At 67.7% G+C, this 13,357-nt stretch carries 14 protein-coding genes and 1 riboswitch; of the genes, 10 read left to right on the top strand and 4 right to left on the bottom strand.

Annotation, left to right across the window (positions count from 1 at the left end; translation table 11 throughout):
* Window positions 1–9: 9 nt before the first annotated feature.
* Complete coding sequence (locus GYB83_RS09065) at window positions 10–519, bottom strand: LytR C-terminal domain-containing protein (protein ID WP_186349749.1); 510 nt, start codon at window positions 517–519, stop codon at window positions 10–12.
* 73 nt (window positions 520–592) lie between these two features.
* Window positions 593–937, bottom strand: a complete 345-nt coding sequence (gene napA / locus GYB83_RS09070; RefSeq protein ID WP_161895174.1) for a nucleoid-associated protein NapA — start codon at window positions 935–937, stop codon at window positions 593–595.
* A 195-nt stretch (window positions 938–1,132) separates the two neighbouring features.
* Between napA and GYB83_RS09075 the strand changes: the two genes are divergently transcribed.
* From GYB83_RS09075 to GYB83_RS09095, 5 genes are read left to right on the top strand one after another with little or no spacing between them, the layout of a single operon-like run.
* Entirely contained in the window at window positions 1,133–1,723 is a 591-nt protein-coding gene (locus tag GYB83_RS09075; protein WP_161895175.1) for a peptide deformylase, read from the top strand.
* Window positions 1,724–1,725: 2 nt separating this feature from the next.
* Complete coding sequence (locus GYB83_RS09080) at window positions 1,726–2,400, top strand: GNAT family N-acetyltransferase, cg3035/Rv0428c family (protein ID WP_228461334.1); 675 nt, start codon at window positions 1,726–1,728, stop codon at window positions 2,398–2,400.
* Window positions 2,401–2,438: 38 nt separating this feature from the next.
* Window positions 2,439–2,951: a guanyl-specific ribonuclease gene (locus tag GYB83_RS09085; RefSeq protein ID WP_161895176.1), complete on the top strand. Its 513-nt coding sequence runs from the start codon at window positions 2,439–2,441 to the stop codon at window positions 2,949–2,951.
* A complete protein-coding gene (locus tag GYB83_RS09090; RefSeq protein WP_161895177.1) occupies window positions 2,948–3,412 on the top strand; it encodes a barstar family protein in 465 nt (154 codons plus the stop codon). Before GYB83_RS09085 ends, GYB83_RS09090 begins: the two co-directional genes overlap by 4 nt.
* Before the next feature lie 4 nt (window positions 3,413–3,416).
* Window positions 3,417–4,199 carry an exodeoxyribonuclease III gene (locus tag GYB83_RS09095; protein ID WP_161895178.1) on the top strand — a complete coding sequence of 261 codons (783 nt, stop codon included), beginning with the start codon at window positions 3,417–3,419 and terminating at the stop codon, window positions 4,197–4,199.
* Window positions 4,200–4,257: 58 nt separating this feature from the next.
* On the opposite strand, the gene GYB83_RS09100 is transcribed toward GYB83_RS09095, so the two are convergent.
* Window positions 4,258–5,010, bottom strand: a complete 753-nt coding sequence (locus tag GYB83_RS09100; protein WP_161895179.1) for a siderophore-interacting protein — start codon at window positions 5,008–5,010, stop codon at window positions 4,258–4,260.
* 41 nt (window positions 5,011–5,051) lie between these two features.
* Entirely contained in the window at window positions 5,052–5,393 is a 342-nt protein-coding gene (locus tag GYB83_RS09105) for a GNAT family N-acetyltransferase (protein ID WP_161895180.1), read from the bottom strand.
* Window positions 5,394–5,551: 158 nt separating this feature from the next.
* Window positions 5,552–5,664: riboswitch (TPP riboswitch) on the top strand.
* On the opposite strand from GYB83_RS09105, the gene thiC reads away from it, so the two are divergent.
* The 5 genes from thiC to GYB83_RS09130 all read left to right on the top strand — a co-directional run bounded on the left by thiC (window position 5,657) and on the right by GYB83_RS09130 (window position 13,308).
* Entirely contained in the window at window positions 5,657–7,303 is a 1,647-nt protein-coding gene (gene thiC, locus GYB83_RS09110; RefSeq protein ID WP_161895181.1) for a phosphomethylpyrimidine synthase ThiC, read from the top strand. (Overlaps the previous riboswitch by 8 nt.)
* Window positions 7,300–8,139: a bifunctional hydroxymethylpyrimidine kinase/phosphomethylpyrimidine kinase gene (gene thiD, locus GYB83_RS09115; RefSeq protein ID WP_161895182.1), complete on the top strand. Its 840-nt coding sequence runs from the start codon at window positions 7,300–7,302 to the stop codon at window positions 8,137–8,139. The genes thiC and thiD overlap by 4 nt, the downstream gene beginning before the upstream one ends.
* Before the next feature lie 149 nt (window positions 8,140–8,288).
* A complete protein-coding gene (locus tag GYB83_RS09120) occupies window positions 8,289–10,529 on the top strand; it encodes a serine/threonine-protein kinase (protein WP_228461336.1) in 2,241 nt (746 codons plus the stop codon).
* Between the two features lie 29 nt (window positions 10,530–10,558).
* Window positions 10,559–11,383: a serine/threonine-protein kinase gene (locus tag GYB83_RS09125; protein WP_228461411.1), complete on the top strand. Its 825-nt coding sequence runs from the start codon at window positions 10,559–10,561 to the stop codon at window positions 11,381–11,383.
* Window positions 11,380–13,308, top strand: a complete 1,929-nt coding sequence (locus GYB83_RS09130; RefSeq protein WP_161895185.1) for a hypothetical protein — start codon at window positions 11,380–11,382, stop codon at window positions 13,306–13,308. Before GYB83_RS09125 ends, GYB83_RS09130 begins: the two co-directional genes overlap by 4 nt.
* The last annotated feature ends 49 nt before the right edge of the window (window positions 13,309–13,357 follow it).

Here is a 13,357-nt window from a genome sequence, read left to right on the forward strand (position 1 = left end):
CTTCTCGGATCATTCCGAGGTGACGAGGACGACGAGCTTGTCGGGGCATTTGGTGAACGCAGCGGGCCGTTCGCTCGGCGCGGCTCCGCCGGGCACCGATTCGGCGACCTTCCGCGCCGCGGCCTCCTGGCCCGCGCCGTAGAAGATCGTGTTCTCGCTGATGCTGCGAGTCTGGTAGTTCTCGGTCGCCTCCACCGTGAACCCGGCGTTCGTCAGCGCGGTGGACGTCTTCGCAGCGAGGCCCGCGATGGTGCCGACGTTGTACACGCAGATGCCGCCGACGTCGGCGGCGTCCGCGACGGTGGACGGAGCCTGCTTGGTCGGCGTCTTGGTGGCGGGAGCCGACGGGGTCGGACTCGCGGGCGCGCTCGATTCGGCGTTGGCGAGATCGGCCGCCGGGTCGTCGCCGCTGTCCATGACGCTCTTCAGTCCGAGGCCGATGAAGACCACGGCGATCGCCAGCAGGAGCATGGCGCCCGCTCGGAGAGGCAGTCGGTTGGTTTCTCGGTCAGCTTTCATCACGGCAACTTTAGCTCACGACGTCGCGTAGTACGTCGCGGCGTGGGCCGCGTGTGCCGATTGGGAGACAACCCTAGATGTCGAAGCCGAGACGACGAGCGGCGCGTGCCTTCTGGCGCGACGCGCGGAGTCGACGGAGACGCTTGACGAGCATGGGGTCGGCCGCGAGGGCCTCCGGCCTGTCGACCAGTGCATTCAGGATCTGGTAGTACCGCGTCGCGGACAAGCTGAAGAGTTCCTTGATGGCCTCTTCCTTCGAACCCGCGTACTTCCACCACTGCCGCTCGAAGGCGAGCACGTCGTGTTCCCTCCGAGTCAGGCCGTCCGGGCCCACCTCGTGGGGATCGATCGGCTGTGCGGTCTGCGCAGCGGCGACCGAGTCGTCGTCGTTGGGGGTACGCGCGGTTGCGCCGTCCATCTCGCTCCCTTGAAAAGATTCCGCCGAATGTCCACTGCCGAAGTACGCCACAGGTCGGCTCCCCGCCCGCCCGGACCGCCGGGCCCGGGGAGGAATCACACTCGTGTGGTTTCGCCGATGAGTCTAACCATTCCCGACGTGTGACTCGTGACGACACGCACGACGTGGAGTGTTCCGCCGGTAAAGTGTCTGCACATGGCAATTCTTCCGATCTGCATCGTCGGCGAACCAGTTCTGCACAAGCCGACGACTCCCGTCGAACTCGATGCGAACGGCGTCCCGTCGCCTGAGGTCATCACGCTGCTCGACGACATGTACGCGACCATGGACGCCGCGAACGGTGTGGGCCTGGCCGCCAATCAGGTCGGCCGGGATCTGCGCATGTTCGTCTACGACTGCCCGGACGGCGGAGTGCGGCGCCGCGGCGAGGTGATCAACCCGGTGCTGGAGACGTCGGAGATCCCCGAGACCATGCCCGATCCCGACGACAACGACGAGGGCTGCCTGTCGGTGCCCGGCGAGGGTTTCCCGACCGGCCGCGCGTCGTGGGCGAAGGTGGTCGGCACCGACCGCACCGGAGCCGCGGTCGAGATCGAGGGCGAGGACTTCTTCGCCCGAATGCTGCAGCACGAGACCGGCCACCTCGACGGATACCTGTACGTCGACGTCTTGGTCGGCCGCAACGCGCGTGCGGCCAAGAAGGCGATCAAGCGCAACGGGTGGGGAGTCCCCGGCCTCACGTGGACGCCCGGCGAGGTCCGGGACCCGTTCGGCCACGACGACTGATCGTGCCGTCCCCCGATCCGGTGATCGGCGATCGGGTCGTCGTCCGATACCGACTGTCCGACGCCGCCCCGGCGGACTGGCGCGAGGTTCCGAATCCGGTTGTGGCGCACGGCCCGTCGCTGTCGGATGTGACGGGCGTGCTGGTGTCGTCAGACGACGCGGCGCTGGTCGTGCTGCGCGACGGCCGGGAGACCGTCATCCCCCGCTCCGCGGTCTCGTCGATGCGGACCCTGTCGCGGACGGTTGTCCGCAATTCGCAGATCCGTGACGTCGAACGAGCCCTCTGTGCGGCGGCGGGCGGCGAACACGCAGCGATCGACGGATGGCTGCTGCGGGCGGGCGGCTCCGGGCTCCGCGGGAACCTCGCCGTCCCCGTCGATTTCGGCGCCTCGTCGGCGTCCCTTCCGACGGTGCGGGCGTGGTTCGACGACCGCGGCCTGCCCGCTCGCGCGCTGCTTCCGGACCGGCTCGTCCGCGCGGGGTCGATCCCCGTCGTCGACGACGGGGATGCGGTGGAGGTGCTCGTCTGCGATCACCGTCCGCCCGTCGACGCGGTCGAGTTGGCCGACGGCAGGTGGGCCGTGACGGTCCCCGCCGACGATCCGCGGGCACGAGAGGCGGCTCGACGATCGGGACTGACCCTGCATCACACCGGACGGGTCCACACGCTGGGCTGATGCGACGGCGGCGCGTCGAGCCGCTACCGTGGACGCTGATGTCCTCCCCCACGCCGCCCTCCGAACAGTCTCGCCGCCGCCTGCTGGCGTCCGCGATCGCCGTCCTCGTCCTCCTGGCTGTCGGCGCCCTGACCTGGTGGATCGACGGACGCAGTTCCCCGGACGAGGCGTCGCCGCCTGCGTCGTCGGTGAGCATCGTCGACGGAAGCACCACGACGGCGGCCGACCGGTCCCGCACCGATCGGCCGGGACCCTCCGACACTCCCGCCAGGGTGGAACAGACCCTCCAGTACATCGATGCCGGCGATTGGCCCGCCGCGGCGAATGCGCCTGGCACACACGGCGGCGACACGTTCCGCAACAACGAGCGCCGACTGCCGGTGAAGTCGACGAAGGGCAAGCGGATCCAGTACCGCGAGTGGGACGTCAATCCGAAGCAGCGCGGCCGCGGTCGCGACGCGGAACGCATCATCACCGGCAGCGACGGGTCCGCCTACTACACGCTCGACCACTACGAGACGTTCACCAAGATCCGAGGTCCGTCGTCATGAGCATCGTCGAATTCGTCCGCACCGGAGCAGTCGGCGTCGTCTCCGAGACGCCGTCGCTGTTCGGGACGGGCGCGGTGACCCGACGAATGGACGCGGCGGACATGCGCACCGTCGACGATCTGCTCGACGCGTTCGCACAGGCCTGGGACTTCCCCGACCATTTCGGGTTCAACCGGGATGCCCTCGACGACTGCATGCGCGACCTGCCCGACGGCCTCCGGACTCCCGAGGGGACCGCGGCGAGCGGATACCTGACGGTGATCGACGACGCCGCGCGACTCCTCGCCGACGACACCGCGGCCCTCGAGTGGTTCGCCGAGTCGGTGGAGTTCTGGCACGACCATCACCGCGCGCACGGCCGCGGCTTCGCGGTGCTGCTGGTCACGGACCACCCGGAGATCGTCGTCGAGCGGTGGTCCGCGGTCGGAGTTTCTCTTACGGACGTGTCCGGGAGAGACTGAACCCATGCGCCTGGCGACCTGGAATGTGAACTCGATCCGCGCGCGCTCGGAGGACGTCGTCGCGTGGATGACGCGGCACGCCGTCGACGTGCTCGCCATCCAGGAGACCAAGTGCTCCGACGACCAGTTCCCGGTCATGAGCTTCATCGCACACGGCTATGACGTGGCGTTCCACGGGCAGGGCGGCTACAACGGCGTGGCGATCGCGTCGCGCGTCGGACTCTCCGACGTGCACATCGGGTTCGACGGTCAACCCGAGTTCGACGGGGTGCGCGAGGCGCGGGCGATCTCCGCCCTCTGCGGCGGAGTCCGAGTGTGGAGCCTGTACGTCCCGAACGGCCGCGCCCCCGGCGACCCGCACCTGGACTACAAGCTGGCGTGGCTCGACGCGCTGGCCGGCGTCATGCAGTTGGAGCTGACTCACGACCCGGCGTCGCAGATCGCGCTCGCGGGCGACTGGAACGTCGCACCGACCGACGACGACGTGTGGGATCCGGAGTTCTTCGCCGACAAGACGCACACCTCCGACGCCGAACGTGCGGCCTTCGCCGCGTTCGCCGACGCGGGCTACGTCGACAGCGCCGCACCCTTCACACCCGGCCCGGACACCTACACGTTCTGGGACTACACCGCGGGACGCCACCAGAAGAACGAGGGCATGCGCATCGACTTCGCGCTGTGCTCACCGGCGTTGGACGACCGCGTCCACGACGCGTTCATCGACGTCGCCGCCCGCGCCGCCAAGGGCGCGAGCGACCACGCTCCCCTCGTCCTCGATCTCTCCTGACCGTCTGCTCCCCGAGCGCCATCGTCCGGCTCCCCGAGCGCAGTCGAGGGGCCGGGGGTCAGGCGAAGGGCTTGCCCACACGCCAGTAGGCGCGCGACTTGACACCCGACCGGCCGAGCCGGAAGCCGGAGCGGAAGACCGAGGTCACCGCGCGGGTGCTCGCCGCGTCGAGCGCGACCCACGCGTGCGCTCCGGACGCGTCGAAGGCCGCGTCCCGGATCGTCTCGACGAGTCCCCTGCCGTCCCGTTCGCGTCGCACCCGGTGGACGGTGTCCTGCGGTCGGACGCGGATCGGCAGGTCGTTGTCGTCGTCGTGCACGCACTCGAACCAGACGGTCGCGGGGACGTCGGTCCCGGTCGCGGTGAAGGCGTCGAGCAGGGAGTTGATCGCGGCGAGGGAGGCCGTGTCGCCCGCGATCAGCCACCGCGTCGGGGCGGGGTCGGGCATGTCGAACTTGCTGCCCATCACCGAGACCGACAGCCGGTCGCCGACGACCGCGTTCTGCGCCCAGCGTGCGGCGGGACCGTCGTGCAGGGTGAACTCGAGGTGGAACGTGTCCGACTCCGGATCGGGGTCGACGAGCGTGTACCCGCGCTGATGCAGCGCCTCGTCGGACGGGAACCACCCGCGGACCCACATGGTCGGGTGGAGCGGGATCTCCGACAGCAGACCGCCGCCGGAGAAGGCCAGTCGGAGGTAGTGGTCGGTCACCCGCTCCGTCGCGGTGACTGTCAGTTCGAAGTCGTCCGCGCGGAACGCCTTCATGATCGCGCCCTGCCAGCCTCGGGACGGGGCCTTGTTCTCACTCATTCGGTTCGCCTCTCATAGATGAGGCGAGCCTAACCGAAGGTTCAGGCGGGAGCGAGCGCGACGGCTCCGGGATGCTCGTCGATGTAGTGCTTGGTGAAGGTGCACAGCGGTCGGACGCGGAGTCCCTGGGCACGCATGTACGCCATCGCCTCGCCGGTGAGCTCCGTGGCGAGCCCGTGTCCGGAGTACTCGTCGTACAGGACGGTGTGCAGGATCGTGACCGTCCGGTCGGGGTCGATGCGATAGCCGAGGACACCCACGAGGTCGCCCGCGACCCACAGTTCGAAGCGCTCGCGATCGCGATTGTGGACGACCTCCGAGATCTGCTGCAGCAGCGTTCGCGCCGACTGCTGCGGCGGACGATGACGGTTTCTCAGATGCATGACACCTCCTGTGATGGCCGTCACAACACTACGGAACCGTAACTAAGTGGCGCAAGTCACACCAGTCACATCTGCATCACATTTGCATGTCGGCCGGACGCGTCACACACCGGGCGGCGGAGTGCCGTAGGCTGGCCGGGTGCCTCCTGGGCACACACAACTACACACGCGGGGGCTCTCACGATCCGAGGGCTGAGATGGCGACCGGCGGTCGTCGACCGCTCGAACCTGTCCGGGTAATGCCGGCGTAGGGAGGAAGAGTCATGGGCACCACTGTGTCTGCAGACAGCGTCACCACTGGCCCGATTCAGGGCAGCACCAAGGAATACCTCGAGATCGACGAATTGCGCGTGCCGCAACGCCGCGTCCACCTGACCAACGGCGAACACCTCGACCTGTACGACACGTCTGGCCCGTACACCGACTCCGGCGCCGTCATCGACGTCGAGGCGGGCCTGCCCGCGATCCGCGATCAGTGGAGCAAGCCCGCACCGGTCGACGGCGTGTCGACGCAGCTCGCGTGGGCTCGGGCGGGCGTCGTCACCCCGGAGATGCGGTACATCGCCGCGCGTGAGGGCGTCGACGTCGACCTGGTCCGCAGCGAGGTCGCGATCGGCCGCGCCGTGATCCCCGCCAACCATCGGCACCCCGAATGCGAGCCGATGATCATCGGCAAGGCCTTCGCGGTGAAGGTCAACGCGAACATCGGCAACTCGGCGGTCACGTCGTCGATCGCCGAAGAGGTGGAGAAGATGGTGTGGGCCACCCGCTGGGGCGCCGACACGATCATGGACCTGTCGACGGGCAAGGACATCCACCTCACCCGCGAATGGATCATGCGGAACTCGCCCGTCCCGGTCGGCACCGTGCCGATCTACCAGGCGTTGGAGAAGGTCAACGGCGATCCGACCAAGCTGACGTGGGAGATCTACCGCGACACCGTCATCGAGCAGGCCGAGCAGGGCGTGGACTACATGACCGTCCACGCAGGCGTGCTGTTGCGCTACGTCCCGCTGACCGCCAAGCGCGTCACCGGCATCGTCTCGCGCGGCGGGTCGATCATGGCGGCGTGGTGTCTTGCGCATCACCGGGAGTCGTTCCTATACACGCACTTCGACGAGCTGTGCGAAATCCTCGCACGCTACGACATCACCTTCTCGCTCGGCGACGGTCTGCGTCCCGGGTCCATCGCCGATGCGAACGACGAGGCCCAGTTCGCCGAACTCCGCACCCTCGGCGAGCTCACGACGATCGCCAAGAGCCACGGCGTCCAGGTGATGATCGAGGGCCCGGGCCACGTGCCGATGCACAAGATCGCCGAGAACGTCCGCCTGGAGGAGGAGTGGTGCGAGGAGGCTCCGTTCTACACGCTCGGACCGCTCGCCACCGACATCGCGCCCGCCTACGACCACATCACATCGGCGATCGGCGCGGCGATGATCGCGCAGGCCGGCACCGCGATGCTCTGCTACGTCACCCCGAAGGAGCACCTCGGTCTCCCCAACCGGGACGACGTGAAGGTCGGCGTGATCACCTACAAGATCGCCGCGCACTCCGCAGATCTCGCGAAGGGACATCCGCGGGCGCAGGAACGCGACGACGCGCTGAGCAAGGCGAGGTTCGAGTTCCGGTGGAACGACCAGTTCAACCTGGCCCTCGACCCCGATACGGCACGCGAGTACCACGACGAGACGATGCCCGCCGAGCCCGCGAAGACGGCGCACTTCTGCTCGATGTGCGGACCGAAGTTCTGCTCGATGCGCATCTCGGCCGATGTCCGCACGTACGCGGAGGAGAACGGTCTCGTCACCGCCGACGACATCGACCGGGCGATGGCCGAGAAGTCGGAGGAGTTCGCGGCCGCGGGCAACCAGGTGTACCTGCCGATCAGTGAAGTGCCCGTGTCGTGACCGATCTCCTGCCCACCGCCGCCCCCGGCGTCACGCCGACGCGCGTCATGACGATCGCAGGCTCCGACTCCGGCGGAGGCGCGGGCATCCAGGCCGACATGCGGACGTTCGCGATGCTCGGACTGCACGCCTGCGTCGCCGTCACGGCTGTCACCGTGCAGAACAGTCTCGGGGTCAGCGGTGTGCAGACGATCGAACCGGACATCGTCGCGGCTCAGATCCGGTCGGTCACGTCCGACATCGGGGTGAGCGCGGTGAAGACGGGGATGCTGGCGACCGCCGAGATCATCACGGCGATCGCCGACGCCGCCACCGAGGTCGGCATCGGCGGCGGAGGGGTGCCGCTGGTTGTCGACCCGGTGTGCGCGTCGATGCACGGCGACCCGCTCCTGCGGGCCGACGCCCTCGACACCCTGGTCGGACGCATGTTCCCGCTGGCCGACGTCGTCACGCCGAACCTCGACGAGGTGCGGCTGATCACCGGGATCGACGTCGTGGACGCCGACACCCAGCGCGACGCCGCCCGCGCACTGCGCGACCTCGGAGCCCGGTGGGCGCTGGTGAAGGGCGGCCACCTCCGCGGCAGCGACCGCAGCCCGGACCTGTTGTTCGACGGCGACGACTTCGTCGAGATCGACGCCCCGCGCATCGACACCCCGCATGATCACGGCGCGGGCGACACTCTGGCCGCCGCGATCTGCGGCGCCCTCTCCCACGGCTACTCGATGCCCGACGCGGTCGCCTTCGCCAAGGGCTGGGTCACGCGGGGACTCGCTTCCGCGTATCCCCTCGGCGCGGGCCACGGCCCCGTCAACCCCCTCTGGCGCGTCGGCTGACCCACGAGTCGAATCCGGAAGTTCACTCTTTCGTTCGACACACGGCCGGGCGTTTTGCGACGTAAGGCGTGAAACAATCGGAGGTTCGAGTCGTCAGTCAGGAGCCGTCCGTGGAGTTGAGACCCGGAGACGTATACGCCGGTTTTCGTGTGTTGTCCCAACTAGGGGCGGGTGGAATGGGCGAGGTGTACCGGGTCGAGCATCTCGAACTCCGCCGAATCGAGGCACTCAAACGCATTTCCGGTGCCGGGACCACCGATCCCGACTTCCACAAGCGGTTCCGATCCGAGGCCCGCACCACGGCTGCGTTGGACCATCCGTCGATCATCGGAGTGAACAACTACGGCATCGCCGATGACGGTTCGCCCTGGATCGCGATGCCGCTCCTACACGGCGACGATCTGAAGGGCCGGATCTTCACTCCGAGGGTCCTCGCACCGATCGCCACTCAGATCGGGGCCGCGCTCGACTATGCCCATTCCCACGGCGTGGTGCATCGTGACATCAAACCGGCCAACCTGTTCCTGACGATCGACGCCGAGTCCGGGAAACCCACCGACGCGATGATCCTCGACTTCGGCATCGCGAAAGCCGCCGACGCCACCAAGCTGACCGCCACGAACACCCTGATCGGCACGCTCGCCTACACCGCTCCGGAAGTGATCGAAGGGCGTCCAGCGTCACCGGCGAGCGACCAGTACGCGCTGGCCTGCACTATTCACGAGCTGCTCACCGGAGTGAGCCCGTTCAGCGGAACCAGTGCCTCCCAGATCATGGCCGCTCACCTCGACAAGCCTGCACCTCCGCTGTCGCAGACCGATCCGCGTCTGGCCCCGGCCGACCCGGTGATGGCGAGAGCCCTCGCAAAAGACCCCGCCCGGCGGTACCCGTCGTGCGGTGCTTTCATCGGCGAATTGAACTCATCGCTCGGCCGACCCGGATACCGCCCGGCTCCGGCCGTCGTCTCCCCGACTTTCGTCTCCCCGGCCTTCTCCACGCCGACTCAGATCGCGCCCGCCGCTGTGTCACCGTGGCAGAAGAACCGAACGACAATTCTCGCCGCCGCAGCCGCAGTCGTCGCGGTCCTGGTCGTGATCAGTGCTGTTGTGGTCCTCGGTGGCGGCGACGAGAACCACGACGGCGGGCTCCTGGCCGGGCAACTGACGTCGGAGTTCCCCACCGCGCCGGACGTCGCATGGAAGTTCAGCCCGTCCGATGTCGGTGCGAGCACCCTTCAGCGGATGGGCAGCGGCTTTGTGGCGCTTCGCCCGCCGTTCGCCTACGACGACACGGCGATCATCACGATCGCGGACGAACACCTCGTCGGGACCACCCTCGCGACAGGTGACCGGTGGACGTCTACCCAGACGGTCGACACGTGTGCCGATCGCATAGTCGACGGACTCGTCGGCTGCCTCAGTGGTTCCCAACTCGTCCTCATCAACACGATCGACGGATCGACCCGGACATCCGCTCCGGCGTACCCCGGACTGGTCGGCTCGAACGCCGCCGGCCACTTCGTCCTGCCTGACGACAGTGCAACCGGCAGCGGCGAGATGCAACTCACCAAGTTCACGCCCGACGGCGTGGAGTGGGCGAAATCGTACACACCCGATGCACTCGGATCGTCACTTCAAGGACGGGGAACCGTCCTGACCAGTGACACAGCGGTGTTCTTCGGCACGGCTCCCGCGTTGTTCGTGGACGCGGCCAGCGGTGACAGCCTCGTTCAAGGCCTGATCGATCCCGACTCGGCGAGGGTGACACCGGCCGGAACATTCGTCGTCGGCACCAAACAAGGAGATGTTCAGTCGACCGTCGCGGTGTACCCGAACGGAAGCATCCGCGACGTCCCTCACGGGTCGACGTCTACCTGGAGCACGGCCACGCCCGAAGTCGCCGACGAGAAGTACGGCAATGTGCTGTGGGTGGGCGACAAACCTGTGGGGCTCGACGAACCGGTACCCGGCTGGCCTTCGGCGGTCTCGGCGTTCAGCGACGGTTCGTCCGGACCGATCGACATTCCGTTGGCGACAACCGACTACACGATTCTTGCCGGAGGCGACATCGTCGCCGTGAACACCGCCACCGGATCAGAACTGTGGCGACATCCGTCGGCGAAGGGAGGCCTGTCGTACGGCGGCCGAGCCGTGACCGACGGTCGGCACATCATCTTCTTCGACTCGTCCACACTGATCGCAGCCGACCTCGCGACCGGTGAGGTCGCGTGGACACTTCCGCTCACCGATCTGATCGGATCGTCGTCGTCTACCGGGGGAGCCCTGAGTCTGCTCGCCGCAGGCGACATGCTCATCGTCGCATCCGAAACCGGTGGCATCGCCGCGCTCTCTCCATCCGGTGGCGCCGCAACGACACCAGGCACACGCTGACCTCTCGTCCAAAGGACTACTTCGTGACAATGCAGCAAGGCACCGTGTTCGGCGACTACCAGATCGTTTCGCTACTCGGTTCGGGCGGGATGGGCGACGTCTATCTCGTCGACAACACCCGTCTCGGCCGTCGTGAGGCATTGAAGGTGATCTCCGGTCACGGCATCGACGACCCCGCGTACCGCGACCGGTTCATCGCCGAAGCGCGAACCGCTGCGTCGCTCGAACACCCCTCGGTGGTCGTGATCAACGACCTGGGCATCGCACCGGACGGCAGCCCGTGGTTCACGATGCCGCATCTTCACGGGCACGACCTGCAGACCGGCCGCTACACCGATACCGACCTGATCCGCATCGCGCGGCAGATCGGCGACGCACTCGACTTCGCCCACTCCCGCGGTATCGTCCACCGCGATGTGAAGCCTGCCAACATCTTTCAGCTCAAAGATGAGAACGACGGGACCGCTCGCGACACGGTGCTGCTCGACCTGGGTATCTCGCAGGCAGTCGGCGACAGGTCGGCCGACAGCGGGTTCGTCGGCACGCTTGCGTATTCGGCTCCCGAACTCGTCGACGGTCGGCCCGCCTCCCCCGCCAGCGACCAGTACGCGCTGGCGTGCACCCTCTACCAGTTGTGCACCGGGCGGCCGCCCTTCGCACATGCGCAGCCCGCCACCGTGATGCTCGGCCACCTGCGGAGGCAGGCTCCTCCGCTGACCGACGTCCACCCCTCGCTGGCTGCCTTCGACGCCGCACTCCGCGGGGCGTTGGCGAAGAACCCCGCACAGCGCTACCCGAACTGTCGGGCGTTGTCCGACGCCGTCACCCACGCACTCGCGCCGTCGATCCGATGACCATGCAGCCCGGCCACGTGTTCGCCGGCTACACGATCATCGCCTCGCAGTGGGCCGACGACGTGGGCTCCCGCTACCTCGTCGAACACCCGCATCTTCATCGACGCGAAATCCTCACAATCGCCGCAGGTACGTCACGAGGCGATCAGTTCACCAGTCGTGTTCAGGCGGTGGCGGCGTTGTCGCACCGTTCGCTGGTCCGCATCTACAACTACGGCACCGAGCCCGACGGCACCCAATGGCTCACCACACAGCAGATCCACGGCGAGTCCCTTGCGAGACGGACTCCGTCGCTGGTCGAGATCGGATCGATCGTCTCCGACATAGCCGACGCGATCGACCACGTACACAGTCGAGGTCTGTCGCACGGGCGTATCGGACAGTCGACGATCCTGCTCACCGACAAACAGATCGGCGGCGGCCGGGTGGTCATCGATGGTCTCGCCGATTCGGCGACTGCGTCGGCCGCGCCCGCTCGCTCCAATGATCAGGCGGATCTCGCAGACCTGGCCCGGCGGCTCCTCATTGCGGCAAGCCCGACCCCCGTCCCCGAGACGGCCGAGGTGGTACTACGACGAGGCTCGGCACTCGAACCTGAACTTCGTTATCCCGACTGCCGTGCCTTCGCCGCCGAACTCGCCCGGACACTTCCCCGCCAGGAGCCCACGAGACCAGCACCCACGCCACTGATCTCAACAGCCCCCCACCCGATGCCCACCCCAGCGCAATCGGCGCCGACACAGCTCCGCATCACCCCGACCACTTCGGGCGCACCGAGGAAGTCGAAACGCACGATCGGCCTCGTCGTCGCGATTTCGGCCGCAGCAGTAGCAGTTGTCGTCGCCGGACTCGTGCTGTGGCCCAGCGGAACGGCCAAGGAGTCTTCTGCCTCCGGGCTGTCCGGGGTCACCGCGATCAGCGTCGGATCAGGTGCAGCGTCCGGCGGGACCACCGCATGTGCCGTCGCCGACAGGCATGCGTACTGCTGGGGAGACAATTCGAACGGCCAACTCGGCGACGGCGGAACGACCCGCAGTACCGCTCCGAAGCGAGTCGACGGCGTGTCCGCTGCAACCGACATCGCCACCGGATTCGGTCAGACCTGCGCGGTCGCCGACGGAGCGCTCCTGTGCTGGGGCCGCGGCTTCCTTGTGTCATCGAAGACGCCCTCGCCCATCGGCGGGCTCAGCGGCGTCGAATCGGTCTCCATCTCGGAGAAGACGATCTGTGCGACAGCCACGGGAACCGCCTACTGCTGGGGCGGTGACGACACACCCGCGCCATCGCCTGTAGCCGGACTCCGGCAGGTCACCACGTTGTCGACCGGTGCCGGGACGACATGCGCCATCGCCTCGGGAGCTCCGTACTGCTGGGGAACCAACGCTAACGGCCAGGTGGGCGACGGTACCGCCACGACATACACCGACCACGAATTGAACGACTCCGACCGCTCGTCACCGACTCGAGTCGCGACGCTCGGCACAGCGTCCACGATCAGCACGCGCGGCGGAACGTCGTGCGCCGTGGCCGACGGCCGCGCGTACTGCTGGGGGCGAAACGACTCCGGCCAGCTCGGCGACGGCAGCACGAGACATCGTTCCACACCCGTTGAGCTGTCGGGACTCTCCGGTGTCACGTCCATCGAGACGTCCGGCTCCAACACGTGCGTCGTCTCGGGCGACGGCGTGTACTGCTGGGGGGCCAATTGGGCCGGTCAGCTCGGTGACGGCTCGACCGGCGATCAGCGATCGCCGGTCAAAGTCGATGGTCTCGGCACCGCTACGGCCGTGTCGGTCGGCGGCGACGTGACATGCGCGATCGTCGAGATTCGGGCCGAGTGCTGGGGCGACAACAGGTCCGGCGCTCTCGGCGACGGTTCGTCGAGTACCAGCTCCTCGACTCCGGTGACCGTCATCGCGCCTTGACTCACCCCACTTTGGTGACGTTCTCCGGACTGGCTCCGGAGAACGTCAC

Source organism: Gordonia spumicola (assembly GCF_009932475.1).
In the GTDB taxonomy this organism is placed as follows: Bacteria; Actinomycetota; Actinomycetes; order Mycobacteriales; family Mycobacteriaceae; genus Gordonia; species Gordonia spumicola.